10 protein-coding genes are annotated in these 16580 nt (G+C 66.3%); 9 read left to right on the top strand and 1 reads right to left on the bottom strand.

Annotation, left to right across the window (positions count from 1 at the left end; genetic code table 11):
- Window positions 1–213: 213 nt before the first annotated feature.
- On the bottom strand, window positions 214–2175 hold the full coding sequence (malQ, locus tag CHX26_RS06440) for a 4-alpha-glucanotransferase (RefSeq protein WP_104941662.1): 1962 nt from the start codon (window positions 2173–2175) through the stop codon (window positions 214–216).
- A 236-nt stretch (window positions 2176–2411) separates the two neighbouring features.
- On the opposite strand from malQ, the gene CHX26_RS06435 reads away from it, so the two are divergent.
- From CHX26_RS06435 to mobA, 9 genes are all read left to right on the top strand, one after another.
- A complete protein-coding gene (locus CHX26_RS06435) occupies window positions 2412–4862 on the top strand; it encodes a glycogen/starch/alpha-glucan phosphorylase (protein ID WP_104943306.1) in 2451 nt (816 codons plus the stop codon).
- Window positions 4859–7030 (top strand): 1,4-alpha-glucan branching protein GlgB, encoded by a 2172-nt coding sequence (gene glgB / locus CHX26_RS06430; RefSeq protein WP_104941661.1) that lies wholly within the window; start codon window positions 4859–4861, stop codon window positions 7028–7030. Before CHX26_RS06435 ends, glgB begins: the two co-directional genes overlap by 4 nt.
- A 28-nt stretch (window positions 7031–7058) precedes the next feature.
- The gene (gene glgC / locus CHX26_RS06425; protein ID WP_104941660.1) at window positions 7059–8324 is read left to right on the top strand and encodes a glucose-1-phosphate adenylyltransferase; all 1266 of its coding nucleotides are present in this window, start codon (window positions 7059–7061) and stop codon (window positions 8322–8324) included.
- Complete coding sequence (gene glgA / locus CHX26_RS06420) at window positions 8321–9778, top strand: glycogen synthase GlgA (RefSeq protein WP_104941659.1); 1458 nt, start codon at window positions 8321–8323, stop codon at window positions 9776–9778. The genes glgC and glgA overlap by 4 nt, the downstream gene beginning before the upstream one ends.
- Window positions 9775–11403 (top strand): alpha-D-glucose phosphate-specific phosphoglucomutase, encoded by a 1629-nt coding sequence (locus CHX26_RS06415; RefSeq protein ID WP_104941658.1) that lies wholly within the window; start codon window positions 9775–9777, stop codon window positions 11401–11403. Before glgA ends, CHX26_RS06415 begins: the two co-directional genes overlap by 4 nt.
- Before the next feature lie 124 nt (window positions 11404–11527).
- On the top strand, window positions 11528–13285 hold the full coding sequence (gene glgX, locus CHX26_RS06410; RefSeq protein WP_233997310.1) for a glycogen debranching protein GlgX: 1758 nt from the start codon (window positions 11528–11530) through the stop codon (window positions 13283–13285).
- An 88-nt stretch (window positions 13286–13373) separates the two neighbouring features.
- Window positions 13374–14288, top strand: a complete 915-nt coding sequence (locus CHX26_RS06405; protein ID WP_104941656.1) for a haloalkane dehalogenase — start codon at window positions 13374–13376, stop codon at window positions 14286–14288.
- The gene (locus CHX26_RS06400; RefSeq protein ID WP_104941655.1) at window positions 14285–15952 is read left to right on the top strand and encodes a sulfatase; all 1668 of its coding nucleotides are present in this window, start codon (window positions 14285–14287) and stop codon (window positions 15950–15952) included. Before CHX26_RS06405 ends, CHX26_RS06400 begins: the two co-directional genes overlap by 4 nt.
- A 2-nt stretch (window positions 15953–15954) precedes the next feature.
- The gene (gene mobA / locus CHX26_RS06395; RefSeq protein ID WP_104941654.1) at window positions 15955–16566 is read left to right on the top strand and encodes a molybdenum cofactor guanylyltransferase; all 612 of its coding nucleotides are present in this window, start codon (window positions 15955–15957) and stop codon (window positions 16564–16566) included.
- The last annotated feature ends 14 nt before the right edge of the window (window positions 16567–16580 follow it).

The following is a 16580-nucleotide window of genomic DNA, read 5'->3' as shown; positions in this document are numbered from 1 at the left end:
GTTCTGGTGGCTTCGACTTTTCGGGATGCTACGCCGGGCAGGAACCCGGGCGCGCGTCCTCGAATTGTTGGCAGGCCGCTGAACGCGACCCCCTTGCGCCGTGCCAGCAGGCACAAAGCTTGCCCGTGAGACGCCAATCGTCAACGATAAAGGCGGTTTGCAGCCATTGCAGCGCACAAATCGTGCCGCGTGTAATACTTTTGCAACAGGCCGTTAAAGCGCGGACCGGCCCAGCATGACGCAGCGATGCTGCACCCGCGCATCGCCCAGCAGCGCGTCGGTCGGGGCAGCCAGCCTGCGCCGCCAGTTGGGATGTTCGGTAATGGTGCCGGGCAGATTGGGCTGTTCCTCAAGGCCCAGCAGATCCTCCAGCGACACCAGCGCAAGCGCGCTGGGCGTAGCGGCGATATGGCCGATCGCGGCATCGACCACCGGGGCGGGATCATCGGGCGCGGGGCGCGGCGCAGTGTGATCGAGGGTCGACCACAGCAGCCCCCTGTCCCAGTCGCGGATCGCCTCGGCCTCGGCGCGGGTCATGCCTTCGGGCAGGCGGCCCAGTTCCTCGGCCCAGTCGAGATCGCGCCCCTTCCACCATCCGGCGACGGTCACGGTGTCATGCGTGCCGCTCATCGCGACGCTGAGCGCTTCGTAATCCTGCGCACCGATGAAGCCGTGATCGGCGGCGCGTTCGAACCACAGCACGCGCATCCCCAGCATTTGCCGATCCGTCACAGCATGCGTGAAGCCATGGGGCGCGGTGCCGAGATCCTCGGCGATGATGAAAGCGCCCGCGCGGTGCGCCTCCAGCGTGGCAAGGCGGATGAGGTCTTCGAAGGGGTAACTGAGATAGGCCCCATCGCCGGTCGCGCCGCCTTCGGGGATGACCCACAGCCGCGCGAGGCCGAAGGCATGGTCGATCCTCAGCCCCCCGCCCGATGCCAGTCCGGCGCGGATCATGGCGATCCATGGTTCATATCCGCTCGCGCGCAGGCCGTGGGGCGAAAAGCCGGTGATCGACCAGTTCTGGCCCAGCGGCCCCAGCGGATCGGGCGGCGCGCCGATGGTGAGGCCGTCGAGCATTGCGTGGCGCAGGCTCCAGACATCGCTCCCCGAAGGGTCGACGCCCACGGCCAGATCGCCGATCAGCCCGATCCCCATGCCCGCTTGCCTCGCAGCAGCCTGCGCGGTGGCAAGCCCCTGCCGGGCGAGCCATTGCACGAACAGGTGGAAGGCGACTTCGTCCGGGTGTTCGGCGGCAAAGCGGCGCGCAGCCTCGCCCGCAGGATCATGGAAGGCGGCGGGCCAGTCGCGCCAGCCATGCGCACCGCTGGCCGCGCGGAAGTGGCAATCGAGCGCGTCGAACAGGGCATGGCGGCGCAGCATCGCGTCATCCGTGGCAGTGGCCTTGGCACGCATCTCTGGGGAAAGCCCCGCGAACACGGCACGCAGCTGCGCCAGCCGTGCGGGCAGAGCCGCAGCCCAGTCGATGAGCGCAGGCCCGTTGGCCTCGGGCAGCGGCGGCAAGCCCGCCAGCACCGGATCAGCCAGCGCGCCGTTCAGGAACAACCGGCTGGAGGGGGAATAGGGACTGTAGCCCACTCCATGTCCCGGAAACAGCGCGTGCACCGGGTTGATCGCCAGCGCATCGGCCCCTGCCGCGCCCAGGACACGCGCGGCATCGGCCAGTTCCCCGAACCCGCCAAAGGGCGCTGCCTGCGCACCCCGCAGGGCCGGGATCTGCACCGCGACGGCCCACGGACGCCCCTTGTTTCTTGCGGGCAAGGGGCATTTGGCAGGCGCCACCGCCAGCCGCACGGCACGGCCATCGAGCGCCAGATCGTAATAGCCCGGCGCTTGCGGTGCGATCAGGCGGTGGCCGTCAAGCACCAGCGGGCGGGTGACGGCATCCTCACCGGTCGCCTCGGCACGGATCGGCGTGAAGGGCAGGTCGATCAACCCGCCAGCATCCGCCACCAGCATCGCCGGCAAGCGCGTCCGCTCGGCGTCGACATCAGCCAGCGCGCGAGCGATCTGCCGTTCACCCGCGACGTCATGGCCCAAAGCCGCCAGCACCGCCGCCAGCGCCGCATCGCTGACGACCTGCTGCCGCCCCTCGACATTTCTCCATTCGCGCGCCAGCCCGCAGGCCTGTGCCAATGCGTGCAGCTGCTCCATCCGCGCCCCTTCCCGCCAGTCCTGTGTCCCGCATCGGCCCGCCCGCCCGCCTTGGCAAGCGATCGCACAGCCCGCCAGCCCATGAATACGACTGTCACGCCATTTCGGCGATTGCTGCAATGCCTCGCTGCTGCTTAGTGTGGTGACGAAGGCGATGGGGGCATCGGCCGGGCTCGACGGCTGGCGAAATCTCTCTCCCTCATGCCAGCCAGACCGGATCAGGGAGTGTGCGCCGCGTGACTTTCAGCACCAATGGGAGCCCCAATGGGAGCCCCACCAGGAGCCCCGACCGCAAGACCTCGGAGCTCGACGCCCGCATCCTTGCTGCGCTGCGCCACCGGGTCGGCAAGACCGAACGCGCGGCCAAGCCGCATGACTGGTACAACGCCGCCGTGCTGGCCCTGCGCGACGACATCATCGACCGCTGGTTCGCCTCCACCTCCGCCGCGCATGAGGCCGGGGCCAAGCGGGTCTATTACCTCAGCCTCGAATTCCTGATCGGCCGGTTGCTGCGCGATGCCCTGTCGAACCTCGGTGCCTCGCGCGAAATGGCGGCGGCGCTGGAACAGCACGGGCTGGATCTTGCCGCGCTGGAGGAGCTGGAGCCTGACGCCGCGCTCGGCAATGGCGGGCTGGGGCGGCTGGCGGCGTGCTTCATGGAAAGCCTCGCCAGCTTGGACATCCCCGCCTTCGGCTATGGCATCCGCTATATCAACGGGATGTTCCGCCAACGCATCGACGAAGGCTGGCAGGTGGAGCTGCCCGAAACCTGGCTCGCCCACGGCAACCCGTGGGAGTTCGAACGGCGGGAAAGCGCCTATCGCATCGGCTTCGGCGGCGAGGTGACCAGCAATGATGGCGTGATCCGCTGGGTTCCGGGCGAAACCATCGAAGCGACTGCCTTCGATACCCCCGTGGTCGGCTGGCAGGGCAAGCGGGTCAACACGCTGCGGCTGTGGAACGCCAACGCGCTCGATCCGATCGCGCTCGATGCGTTCAATGCAGGCGATCACGCGGGCGCGCTGGCGGCACAGGTGCGCGCCGATACGCTGGTGCGGGTGCTCTATCCGGCGGATTCGACCCCGGCGGGGCAGGAATTGCGCCTTAGGCAGGAGTTCTTCTTCTCCTCCGCCTCCATTCAGGACATCGTGCGCCGCCACGTCCAGTATTACGGCGATGTGCGCAGCCTGCCCGACAAGGCGGCGATCCAGCTCAATGACACGCATCCCTCGGTCGCGGTGGCGGAGCTGATGCGGCTGCTGATGGACGACCATCACCTCACCTTCGCGGAAAGCTGGGACATTACCCGCCGCACCATCGCCTATACCAACCACACCCTGCTGCCAGAAGCGCTGGAAAGCTGGCCGCTGCCGCTGTTCGAACGGATGCTGCCGCGCCATATGCAGATCGTCTATGCGATCAATGCCCATGTGCTGCGCGAGGCGCGGAAGGCGGGGCTTGACGATGCTGCCATCGCCGCGATCTCGCTGATCGACGAGCATGGCGAGCGCCGGGTGCGCATGGCGAATCTTGCTTTCGTCGGCGCGCATTCGGTCAACGGCGTGGCCGCGCTGCACACCGATCTGATGAAGCAGACGGTGTTTGCCGACCTCCACAAGCTTTACCCTGCGCGGATCAACAACAAGACCAACGGGGTCACCCCCCGCCGCTGGCTGCATCAGGCCAACCCGCGCCTCACCGGGCTGGTGCGCGAGGCGATTGGCGATGGGTTCATCGCCGATGCCGAGCAGCTTTCCACCCTTGCCGCGATGGCGGGCGATGCCGCGCTGGGCGAACGGGTGGACGAGGTCAAGCGCGCCAACAAGGTCGATCTCGCCAACCACCTGCGCGAACTCACCGGCATCCGGCTCGATCCCGATGCGCTGTTCGATGTGCAGATCAAGCGCATCCATGAATACAAGCGCCAGCTTCTGAACCTGATCGAGACGGTCGCCCTCTATGACCAGATCCGCAGCCACCCTGAACGCGACTGGGTGCCACGGGTGAAGATCTTCGGCGGCAAGGCCGCGCCGACCTATCACAACGCCAAGCTGATCATCAAACTCGCCAATGACATCGCCCGGCGGATCAACTCCGATCCATCCGTGGGCGAGGTGTTGAAGGTGGTGTTCGTCCCCAATTACAACGTGTCGCTGGCGGAAAAGATCATCCCGGCGGCCGACCTTTCGGAGCAGATCTCGACGGCGGGGATGGAGGCCTCCGGCACCGGCAACATGAAGTTCGCCTTCAACGGGGCGCTCACCATCGGCACGCTCGACGGGGCGAATATCGAGATCATGGAGCGCGTCGGGCGCGACAATATCGTGATCTTCGGGCTGACGGCTGAGGAGGTCGCGTTGAAGCGCGCGGGAGGGTACAATCCGGCGGACGTGATCGAAGGCAGCCGCGAACTGGCGCAGGCGGTGCATTCCATTGCCAGCGGGGTGTTCAGCCCGGACGATCCGGGGCGCTATCAGGGGCTGATGGACGCGCTGATGCATTCGGACTGGTTCATGGTGGCCGCCGATTTCGATGCCTATGCCGCCGCCCAGCGCGAGGTCGACGCGCGCTGGTGCGACCGAGCCGCGTGGCGGAAGTCAGCAATCATGAACATCGCGCAGGTCGGCTGGTTCTCCTCTGATCGCACCATCGGCGAATATGCCCGCGATATCTGGGGCGTGAAGTGAAACCACCGCCAGAGGCCCTCGCTGCGCTGCTGGACGGCACCCACGCCGATCCCTTCGCGCTGCTGGGGCCGCATGACGGGCCAGCGGGCACCTTCGCCCGCGCCATCCTGCACGGGGCGGAGGAAGCCGAGGCCTTTTCGCTGAAGGGCGGCAGGCTCGGCACAATGACCCGCGTCGATGGCCCGCTGTTCGAGGGCAAGCTGCGGGGCAAGCCCAAGCCGGTGAAGTATCGCTGCCGGGGGAACGGGAATGAATGGTGGGTGACGGACTCCTATTCCTTCGGCCCGGTGCTCGGCCCGATGGACGATTTCCTGATTGCGGAAGGCACCCATTTCCGCCTGTTCGACAAGCTCGGCGCGCATGTGATCGAACATCAGGGCTGCTCGGGGGTGCATTTCGCAGTCTGGGCGCCTAACGCGAGAAACGTGAACCTCGTCGGCGATTTCAACGGCTGGAATCCCGCTGCCCACATGATGCGCCGCCGGGTCGATATCGGCGTGTGGGAGATTTTCATCCCCGACATCGGTGAAGGCACGGCTTACAAATACCGCATCACCAGCCCGGACGGCACAGTGCAGCCCCTCAAGGCCGATCCCTTCGCCTTCGCCAGCGAGCTGCGCCCCAAGACCGCCAGCATCGTCGCCCGCCCTGGCAAGCGCGAATGGGGCGATGATGCCCACCGCGCGCATTGGGCCAGCGTCGATCCCCGGCGCGAGGCAATTTCCATCTACGAAGTCCACCCCGGATCATGGCACCGCGCCGACAATGGCTGGTTCCTAACCTGGGATGAAATGGCCGCCCGCCTGATCCCCTACGCCGCCGACATGGGCTTCACCCATATCGAATTCCTGCCCGTCTCAGAGCACCCCTATGACCCGAGCTGGGGCTACCAGACGACCGGGCTCTACGCCCCCTCGGCCCGGTTCGGCGATGTCGAGGGCTTCGCCCGCTTCGTCGACGGCGCGCACCGCGCCGGGATCGGCGTGCTGATCGACTGGGTGCCAGCGCACTTCCCGGTCGATGAACACGGCCTCGCCCGCTTTGACGGCACGGCGCTCTACGAACACGAAGACCCGCGCCTCGGCTTCCATCCCGACTGGAACACCGCAATCTACAATTACGGGCGCAAGGAAGTGCGCAGCTTCCTCGTCAACAATGCGCTGTTCTGGGCCGAGCAGTATCATGTCGATGGCTTGCGCGTGGATGCCGTCGCCTCGATGCTTTACCGCGATTACTCCCGCAAGGACGGCGAGTGGATCCCCAATGCCGAGGGCGGCCGCGAGAATTGGGAAGCGGTCGAATTCATGCGCGCCACCAACCGGGCGCTCTATGGCCAGCACCAAGGCGTGATGACGATTGCCGAGGAATCGACCTCATGGCCCGGCGTCTCGCACCCCGCCTTCGATGAAGGCCCGCGCACGGCGCTCGGCTTCGGGTTCAAGTGGAACATGGGCTTCATGCACGACACGCTGCAATACATGGGCCGCGATCCGATCCACCGGAAATACCACCATGCCGAGATCACCTTCGGCCTCGTCTATGCTTTCTCGGAAAACTTCGTCCTTCCCTTGAGCCACGACGAGGTGGTTCATGGCAAAGGCACGATCCTCGGCAAGATGAGCGGGGACGACTGGCAGCAATTTGCCAACCTGCGCGCCTATTATGCGATGATGTGGGGCTATCCCGGCAAGAAGCTGCTGTTCATGGGGCAGGAATTCGCCCAGCGCCGCGAATGGAGCGAGGAGCGCGCGCTCGACTGGGAGCTGATGGATGCGCCCGCGCATCGCGGCGTCGCCGATCTGATCCGTGACCTCAACCGCCTCTACCGCCAGACCCCGGCGCTCCATGCCCGCGATTGCGAGGGTGAGGGGTTCGAATGGCTGATCGCTGACGACGCCGAAAACTCGGTGTTCGCGTGGCTGCGCAAGGCCCCGGGAGAGGCTCCGGTGGCGGTGATCGCCAATATGACGCCTGCGCTTCACAGCCACTACCGCCTGCCCCTGCCGCATGACGGGGTGTGGGCCGAAGTGCTGAACTCCGATGCGGAAATCTACGGTGGCAGCGGCAAGGGCAATCTGGGACAGGTTACCGCAGCAGACGGTGCCGCTCATATCGTGTTGCCGCCGCTCGCCACGATAATGCTGCAATTCAAAGGGTACGCTGGGTAACAAAGACCAACAAAGGGGAGACGTTGGGATGAGAGAGGTAACTTCTGGCCGCCCGCTGGCGCGTGATGCCATGGCCTATGTGCTGGCTGGCGGACGCGGCAGCCGGTTGATGGAACTGACCGACCGGCGCGCCAAGCCTGCGGTTTATTTCGGCGGCAAGTCGCGCATCATCGACTTCGCGCTGTCCAACGCGATCAATTCCGGCATCCGCCGCATCGGCGTTGCGACGCAATACAAGGCGCACTCGCTGATCCGCCACATGCAGCGCGCCTGGACCTTCCTGCGGCCCGAACGTAACGAAAGCTTCGACATCCTGCCCGCCAGCCAGCGCGTCGCGGAAAACCAGTGGTACGAAGGCACGGCCGACGCGGTGTTCCAGAACATGGACATCATCGCCAGCCTCGCGCCCAAATACATGGTGATCCTCGCGGGCGACCACATCTACAAGATGGACTACGAATTGATGCTGCAACAGCACGTCAATTCGGGCGCGGATGTGACCGTGGGCTGCCTTGTCGTCCCGCGCATGGAGGCGACCGGGTTCGGCGTGATGCAGGTCGATGCCAAGGACACCATCACCGCCTTCGTCGAAAAGCCCAAGGACCCGCCGGGCATTCCGGGGAACGAGGACATGGCGCTAGCATCGATGGGGATCTACGTCTTCAACACCGACTTCCTGTTCGAGCAGCTCCGCCGCGATGCCGACGATCCCAATTCGAAGCGCGATTTCGGCGGGGACATCATCCCCTACATCGTCAAGCACGGCAAAGCGGTCGCGCACCGCTTCACCAATTCCTGCATCCGTGCCGCTGAGGAGATCGAGGAATATTGGCGCGATGTCGGGACGCTGGACGCCTATTTCGAGGCGAACCTCGACCTTACCGACACCGTGCCGAAGCTGAACCTATATGATCGCGACTGGCCGATCTGGACCGACGCGGTGGTCGCAGCTCCTGCCAAGTTCGTCCATGACGAGGACGGGCGGCGCGGCTTTGCCGTGTCTTCACTGGTGTCGGGCGATTGCATCATTTCAGGCTCCGAAGTGCGCCGCAGCCTGCTGTTCACCGGGGTCAAGATCGGCAGCTATTCGACCGTCAATGAGGCGGTGATCCTGCCCTATTGCAATATCGGGCGCGGCGCACGACTGGGGCGCGTCATCATCGATTCAGGGGTGCGTATCCCTGAAGGCATGGTGATCGGCGAAGACCCCGAACTCGATGCGCGCCGGTTCCGGGTATCGGACAAGGGCATAGTGCTGGTCACCCGCGACATGATGGCGCGAATTCAGGGATGAAGCTGAAGGTCCTCTCTGTTGCCTCGGAGGCCGCGCCGCTGATCAAGACCGGCGGACTGGCGGATGTGGCGGGCGCGCTCCCTGCCGCGCTGGCTGCGCAGGGAGTGGAGGTAACGACCCTCGTCCCCGGCTATCCGGCAGTGCTGGCGAAGCTCGGTAAGACGAAGGCGGTACACAAGTGGGACGCGCTGCTCGGCACGCCTGCGCGCCTGCTGGCAGGCAAGCTCGGCGCGCAGCCGCTGCTGGTGCTCGATGCGCCGGCGCTCTTCAACCGCGAGGGCGGGCCCTATGCCGATGCAAGCGGGCGCGACTGGGACGACAACTGGCGCCGTTTTGCCGCCTTTGCCCGCGCCGCTGCCGATATTTCGGGCGGGGCAGTAAAGGGGGGCGCCTTCGATCTCGTTCATGCCCACGATTGGCAGGCGGGGCTGGTGCCAGCCTATCTGAAGCTTGCGTCTCTGGCCGGAGGGCGCGTGGTCCCAAGCGTCATCACCATCCACAACATGGCGTTTCAGGGCTACTACCCCGCCGAGACATTCCCGCACTTGGGCCTGCCGCCCGAAGCCTGGCACGTCGATGCGGTCGAAAGCTATGGCGGGGTCGGCTTGCTCAAGGCCGGGATGCAGCTGGCGGACGCAATCACCACCGTCAGCCCGACCTATGCCGGCGAGATCCGCAGCGTCGAATTCGGCATGGGGCTGGAAGGGCTGATCCTCGCTCGTTCCAACCGTGTTCACGGCATCCTCAACGGCATCGACGCGGCCGAATGGAGCCCCGCTACCGATCCGCATCTGGCCGCCCGTTTTACCGCGACCAAGCTGGCGGCGCGCGGGAAGAACAAGCGTGCGATCGAAAAAGAATTCGGGCTCGACCGCGATGACGGCCCGCTGTTCATCGTCGTCAGCCGCTTGACCTGGCAGAAGGGCATGGACGTGCTGGTCGGCGTGCTCGATCATCTGGTCGGCATCGGCGGGCGGCTGGCGCTGCTGGGTTCGGGCGATGCCGAGATCGAGCAGGCGTTCCACGCTGCCGCCGCCCGCCATCCGGGACGCGTGGGCGTGCGGATTGGCTATGACGAGGCGCTCTCGCACCGCTTGCAAGGCGGGGGCGATGCGATCCTGATTCCCAGCCGGTTCGAGCCTTGCGGCCTGACCCAGCTTTACGGCCTTGCCTATGGCTGCGTGCCGGTCGTCGCGCGCACCGGGGGTCTGGCCGACACGGTGATCGACGCCAACCTGGCCGCGCTTTCCGCAGGGGTCGCAACCGGCATCCAGATGAACGCCGTCACCCACAATGCCCTGGCGATGGCGGTCAGCCGCGCGGTCGATCTCTTCGCCCGTCCGGCGGCATGGCGGCAGCTTCAGAAGAACGGCATGAAGGCGGATTTCTCGTGGGGGTCAAGCGGCGCTGCCTATGCCGCGCTTTACCGCCAGTTGATCGAGGAGCAGGGATGATCCAGACGTTTGCCACCACGCCCTTCGAAGGCCAGAAGCCCGGCACTTCGGGTCTGCGCAAGAAGGTGCGGGTGTTTGCCCAGCCAAATTATGCCGAGAATTTCATTCAGTCGGTGTTCGACGTGGCCGAGCGCCCAGCGGGCTCGACCTTGGTGATCGGCGGCGACGGGCGCTATCACAACCGCACGGTGATCGCCCGGGCGATCGAAATGGCGGCGGCCAATGGCTACGCGCGGGTGCTGGTGGGGCAAGGCGGCATTCTGTCGACCCCCGCCGCCAGCCACGTGATCCGCAAATATGGCGCCAGCGGAGGGCTGATCCTCTCGGCCAGCCACAACCCCGGCGGGCCGGACGAGGATTTCGGCATCAAGTACAATATCGCCAATGGCGGCCCCGCGCCCGAGGCCGTGACCGAGGCGATCCATGCCCGGACACAAACCATCGACCGCTGGATGATGGTGGAAGGCGCGGTTGATCTCGACCGGATCGGCATCAGCCAAGTGGGCGATATGGTGGTCGAAGTGATCGATCCCGTCGCCGACTATGCCGATCTGATGGAGGAACTGTTCGATTTCCCCGCCATTCGCGCCGCCGTGTCGAGTGGCGCTCTGACCATGGCGTTCGACGCGATGCACGCGGTAACGGGCCCCTATGCGCGGGAGATACTGGAAGGGCGGCTGGGCTTTCCGGCGGGCACTGTCCGCAATGGCGTGCCGCTGGAGGATTTTGGCGGGCATCACCCTGATCCGAACCTCGTCCACGCGGCGGAGCTCTACGACCTGATGATGGCCCCGCAAGCGCCCACCATCGGTGCGGCTTCGGACGGAGACGGGGACCGCAACCTCATCATCGGCAAGGGGGTGTTCGTCACGCCTTCGGATTCGCTGGCGATGCTGGCGGCGAACGCGCACCTCGCGCCCGCCTATGCCGGGGGGCTGAAGGGCATTGCCCGCTCCATGCCCACCAGCGCGGCGGCGGACCGGGTGGCCGAGGCGCTCGGCATCCCGCTGTGGGAGACGCCCACGGGGTGGAAGTTCTTCGGCACGCTTCTGGACGCCGGAAAAGCCACGATCTGCGGCGAGGAAAGCGCCGGCACCGGCAGCGATCACGTGCGCGAGAAGGACGGGCTGTGGGCGGTGCTGCTGTGGCTCAACATCCTCGCCGTCACGGGCAAGCCCGTCGCGCAGATTGCCGAGGAACATTGGGCGCGGTTCGGGCGCAATTACTATGCGCGCCATGATTACGAGGCGATTGCGACGGACAAGGCCAATGCGCTGATGGCGGCGCTGGAGGGCTCACTTGGCGATCTGCCGGGCAAGAGCTTCGGCCCGCTCACCGTCGCCGCCGCCGACCAGTTCGGCTACACCGATCCGGTCGACGGCTCGCAAAGCCACCGGCAAGGCGTGCGGGTGATGTTCGCCTGCGGCTCGCGGATCGTGTTCCGGCTGTCGGGGACGGGGACGGAAGGCGCGACCTTGCGGGTCTATCTCGAACGCTACGAAGGGCAGGACGGTCGGCTTGGCGAGGAGACCCCGGCGATGCTCGCCGATCTGATCGCTGCCGCCGAGGCCGTGGCCGGGATCGCCGCGCACACGGGCCGCACCGCGCCCGATGTGGTGACGTGAACACCAGCCCGTTCGTGTCGAGCGAAGTCGAGACACAAGCAGGGCCTCTCGACTTCGCTCGAGGCGAACGGAGACGGGTTTGAAACTAGGCAGCCATGTAACGGGGAAATCGACCGCCTTCGCCGTGCGCGCGCCCTTGGCGGAAGGCCTCGACCTGTGCCTGTTCGAGGGTGAGGCCGAGACCCGCCTGCCGATGACCCGGCAGGGGGAGAAATGGACGCTCGACCTCCCCGGAGACCTCTCCGACGCCCGCTACGGCTATCGCGCCCACGGGCCTTACGATCCCGCCCGCAATCTGTGGTTCGATCCCGCCAAGCTGCTGGTCGATCCTTACGCCCTCGAACTCGACCGCCGCTTCGTCCAGGACCCGCGCCTTGGCCAATATGGCGAGGACACCGCCGATCTCGTCCCCCGCGCCGTGGTGACGGGGCCGCTGGCGCAAGTCCCGTATCAGCCCCCCCGTTTCGCGCGCGGCGGGCTGATCTACGAGATCAACGTGCGCGGCTTCACCCTGCTCCACCCCGATGTCCCGCCCGCGCAGCGCGGCACCATCGCCGCCCTCGCCCATCCGGCGGTGATCGCCCATCTGAACAAACTCCACGTCAGCGCGGTGGAACTGATGCCGGTCATCGCCTGGATCGACGAACGGCATCTGCCGCCGCTCGGCCTCGCCAACCACTGGGGCTACAACCCGGTGGCGATGATGGCGCTCGACCCCGGCCTGTGTCCCGGCGGCGTGGCCGAATTGCGCGAAGCGGTGGCGGCGCTGCACGCGGCCGGGATCGGGGTGATCCTCGATCTGGTGTTCAACCATTCGGGCGAGAGCGACATTCACGGCGGCACGCTGTCTTTGCGCGGCCTCGATCCTGCCGCCTATGCCCGCGCGCCCGACGGCAGCCTGATCAACGATACCGGCTGCGGCAACACCCTGGACTTCGCCAACCCTGCCGTGCGCAGGCTGATGATCGATACGCTCATCCATTTCGTGCGCCATGCCGGGATCGACGGCTTCCGCTTCGACCTCGCGCCGGTCATCGCCCGCGGCCCCGGTTTTGACCCTGCCGCCCCGATCTTCGCCGAAATCGCCGCTGAGCCTTGCCTTGCAACCCGCATCATGATCGCCGAGCCGTGGGACATTGGCCCCGGCGGCTACCAGCTCGGGCAATTCCCCGCCAATTGGCTCGAATGGAACGACCGTTACCGCGACGATGTGCGCCGCTTCTGGAAAGGCGAGGCCACCGTGGGCGCGTTGGCGACGCGCATCGCGGGGTCATCAGACGCGTTCGGCGATGATTGCCCCAAAGGCTGCAAGAGCGTCAATTTCCTCGCCGCGCATGACGGCTTCACGCTGGCTGATACTGTCAGTTACGAACAGCGCCACAACCACGCCAATGGCGAGGATAACCGCGACGGGCATGGGCAGAACCATTCGTGGAACTGCGGCACAGAAGGCCCCACCGACGATCCCGAAATCCTCGCCCGCCGCGCCGCAGACCTTCGCGCGCTGCTGGGGACGCTGTTCGCCTCGACCGGCACAATCATGCTGACCGCGGGCGATGAATGCGGGCGCAGTCAGGGGGGCAACAACAACGCCTATTGTCAGGATATCCCGCTCGACTGGGACAGGCGCGATGTGGCGCTGGAAGACCATGTGGCCGCTCTTGCCGCCCGGCGCGCGGCGCGTCTTGCCAGCTTTGTGACCTTCCCCGAAGACGGGCGCTGGCTGCGGCTGGACGGCGCACCGATGATGCCGGAAGATTGGGACGACATGGCGACGGACGGCTTTCTCCATGCGCCTGCGGATGGCGATGCCCGCCCTGCCCTGTGGGTGTCACGCGGTGCGCGCAGCTGTTCAGCGCAGGAGAACGGCGCCGCAAATTGACAGGCCCCGCCCCGCACCATAGCCTGACCGGCAAAGGGCGCGGCAGGCCTGCGAGCCGCATGCCGCGACCGAGGGGGAGAGACTTTCCATGCACGTCCTGCGCACGCCGGATGAAGCCTTTGCCGGCATCACCGATTTCCCCTTCGCTTCGCATTGGTGCGAGGTGCGCGATACCGCCACCGGCACGCCCTTGCGCATCCACTATGTCGACGAAGGCCCGCGCGATGCCCCGGTGGTGCTGATGATGCATGGCGAGCCGACATGGTCTTACCTCTACCGGCATATGATCGGGCCAGTGGCGGCGGCAGGCTTTCGCGTGATCGCGCCCGACCTGATCGGCTTCGGCAAGTCCGACAAGCCAGCTGCCAAGTCCGACTATTCCTATGCAGCCCATGTCGGCTGGATGCGCCAATGGGTCGAAATGCTCGATCTGAAGACCGTGACGCTCGCCTGTCAGGACTGGGGCTCGCTGGTTGGGTTGCGTCTGGTCGCGGCCATGCCGGAACGGTTTTCCGGCGTGGTGCTTTCGAACGGCGGCCTGCCCGAAGGCGGCCCCGCGCCGCCTGCCTTCGCAATCTGGCGGGCCTTTTCCAAATACAGCCCGCTGTTCCCGATTGGCAGGATCGTCAACAAGGGGACAAAACGCGGGCTCTCCGCCGCCGAGATCGCGGCCTATGACGCGCCCTTCCCCGATGCCCGCTACAAGGCCGGCGCGCGGATCTTCCCTGCGCTGGTGCCTTTCGCCGGGAACCCCGCCGTGCCCGATCAGCAGAAGGCGTGGCGGGTATTCGAGCAGTGGGACAAGCCCTTCCTTTGCGCCTTTTCCGATGGCGATCCGATCACCCGCACAGGCGAAACCCGCTTTATCGGGCGCGTCCCCGGCACTGCGGGCCAGCCCCACCGGACGCTGCGCGGTGGGCATTTCATCCAGGAAGATGACCCCGAAGGCTTTGTCGCCGCGATCCTCGACGTCGCGCAGCAGCAGAAAGAGCACGGCGGATGAAACGCTGGCACAAGGCCGCCATTGGCACCCTTGCACTTGCCGGGGTGCTGGCCGGTGCGGCGTGGGTGTGGCGCACCGATCTGACGCTGGCGCTGATCCGCTGGCGCACCACGCAGGAGATTGCCCCCAACCAGCCGATCCCCTGGCAAGCCGGGCCGGCCGAGGCCGCTGCGCCCGTAGCCGAGCGTCCGCCCAACATCGTCTTCATCCTGTTCGACGACCTCGGCATCAATGATATTTCGACCTTTGGCGGGGGGATCGCGGGCGGGCGGGTGAAGACCCCCAACATTGATCGGCTGGCGGCGGAAGGTGCAATCTTCACGCAGGCCTACGCCGGCAACGCCACCTGCTCGCCATCGCGCGCGCAGTTGATGACCGGGCGCTATGCCACGCGCACCGGGTTCGAATTCACCCCCACCCCGGCGGGCTTTGCCCGGGTGGTGTCCATGGTGTCGGCCGATCTGCTGCCAGATCGTCCCCCGGTGATCTATGACGCCGCAGCCGAGGCAAGCGCCCCGCCGTTTGACGGGCAGGGCCTGCCGGGCGAGGAGGTCACCATTGCCGAGGTGCTGCAGGGCCAAGGCTATCACACCGTCCACATCGGCAAGTGGCACCTCGGCAACGCGGCGCCGTTCCATCCGATTGCGCAGGGCTTTGATGAAAGCCTCAACATGGACGGGCTGCTCCACCTGCCTGAAGATCACCCCGATGTGGTCAATGCCAAGCTTGATTTCGACCCGATCGACCGGTTCTTCTGGGCCTCGGGCCATTTTGCCACAAGCTACAATGCGAGGCCGAAATTCGCACCTGGCGGATACCTTGCCGATTACTGGACAGATGAAAGCCTGAAGGTGATCGAAGCGAACCGCAACCGCCCCTTCTTCCTTTACCTTGCGCATTGGGGCGTCCATTCGCCGCTTCAGGCGACCCGCGCGGATTTCGAAGCGGTGGGCAACATCACTCCGCACCGCGCCCGTGTCTATGCCGCGATGATCCGCGCGCTCGATCGCAGCGTCGGGCGGATCATGGCCAAGCTCGCGGCAGAGGGGCTGGCGGATAACACGCTGGTGGTGATCTCGTCCGATAACGGCGCGCCCGGCTATGTCGGGATCGAAGGCGCCAATGCCCCCTATCGCGGCGGCAAGGGAACGTTTTTTGAAGGGGGTATCCGTGTGCCGCTGTTCGCGCGCTGGCCGGCGCGGATCGCGCCCGGATCGCGGATTGCGCTGCCGGTCGGGCAGGTTGACGTGATGCCGACATTTGCCGCTGTCGCAGGCGCGCCCTTGCCCGCAGGCGTCACCATCGACGGGCGCAACCTGCTCCCCGCGCTGACTGGCAAGGGCGCCCCCGAACGCGCCGATGCCCCGCTGTTCTGGAGCAGCGGCTATTACAAGGCGGTGCGCGCCGGGGACTGGAAGCTGCAGGTCAACGCCAGGCAGAACAAGGTCTGGCTTCACAACCTCGCCGCCGATCCTACCGAACAGACCAACCTCGCCGCCCGTGAACCGGCCAAGCGCGCCGAGCTGGAGGCGTTGATCGCTGCGCACCATCGCGGGCGCAAGCCGCCGCTTTACCCCAGCACCTTTGAAACCCCGGTCGAAATCGACAAGACCATGGCCCAGCCCTTCGACCCGCGCGGGGAGTGGCTGTACTGGCCGAACTAGCCATGACGGCGCCCGCCATTGTCATCGCCGCCGGAGGAGATGGCGAGCGGATCGGCGGGGCCAAGCCGCTGCGCCTGCTGGCCGGGCGCAGGCTGCTCGATCACGCCATCGCGATGGCCACTGCGCAGTCCGATTGCTGCGCCATTGCCGCGCGGGAAGTCGCGCAGATCGGCACGGTCCCCCTGCCGGTGCTGCACGATGCATGGCCCGGTGCCGGGCCGATCAACGCGCTGGCCAGCGCCTTCCGCTTCGCAGCCGATCAAGGCCGTCGCCATGTCCTGCTGATCGGTTGTGACCAGCCCTTCCTGCCGCGCGATCTGGCGCAGCGGCTGAGCGCAGCGATCGGCCAGCACACTGCCGCAATCCCGGTCAGCGCAGGCCGCTATCAGCCTATGGCTGCGCTTTGGCAGGCGGATGCGCCAGCGCTCGAAGCTTATGCGGCGCAGGGCGGCCGCTCGCTCTGGCGTTTTGCCGAGCAGCGCGGCGCAGTTCATGTCCCATGGCTTGCAGCAGAGGCAGTTGATCCCTTCACCAACATCAACGATCCCGAGGCTCTCGCCGCAGCCGAGCGTCGCCTTCCGGATCGAGAGGCTTCATCCACGCAAAGATCGTGACGATCGCACGCCGG

This window comes from Porphyrobacter sp. HT-58-2 (assembly GCF_002952215.1).
GTDB lineage: Bacteria > Pseudomonadota > Alphaproteobacteria > Sphingomonadales > Sphingomonadaceae > Erythrobacter.
Note: the sequence above shows the minus strand (reverse complement) of the source record. Positions and strands in the feature narration are given on the sequence as shown.

Bases quoted from the DNA above. Each gene is read 5' to 3' on its own strand.
- CHX26_RS06400 (WP_104941655.1), top strand. From the start codon at position 14,285: ATGAAACGCTGGCACAAGGCCGCCATTGGCACCCTTGCACTTGCCGGG.
- glgC (WP_104941660.1), top strand. From the start codon at position 7,059: ATGAGAGAGGTAACTTCTGGCCGCCCGCTGGCGCGTGATGCCATGGCC.
- mobA (WP_104941654.1), top strand. From the start codon at position 15,955: ATGACGGCGCCCGCCATTGTCATCGCCGCCGGAGGAGATGGCGAGCGG.
- CHX26_RS06415 (WP_104941658.1), top strand. From the start codon at position 9,775: ATGATCCAGACGTTTGCCACCACGCCCTTCGAAGGCCAGAAGCCCGGC.
- malQ (WP_104941662.1), bottom strand. From the start codon at position 2,175: ATGGAGCAGCTGCACGCATTGGCACAGGCCTGCGGGCTGGCGCGCGAA.
- glgA (WP_104941659.1), top strand. From the start codon at position 8,321: ATGAAGCTGAAGGTCCTCTCTGTTGCCTCGGAGGCCGCGCCGCTGATC.
- CHX26_RS06405 (WP_104941656.1), top strand. From the start codon at position 13,374: ATGCACGTCCTGCGCACGCCGGATGAAGCCTTTGCCGGCATCACCGAT.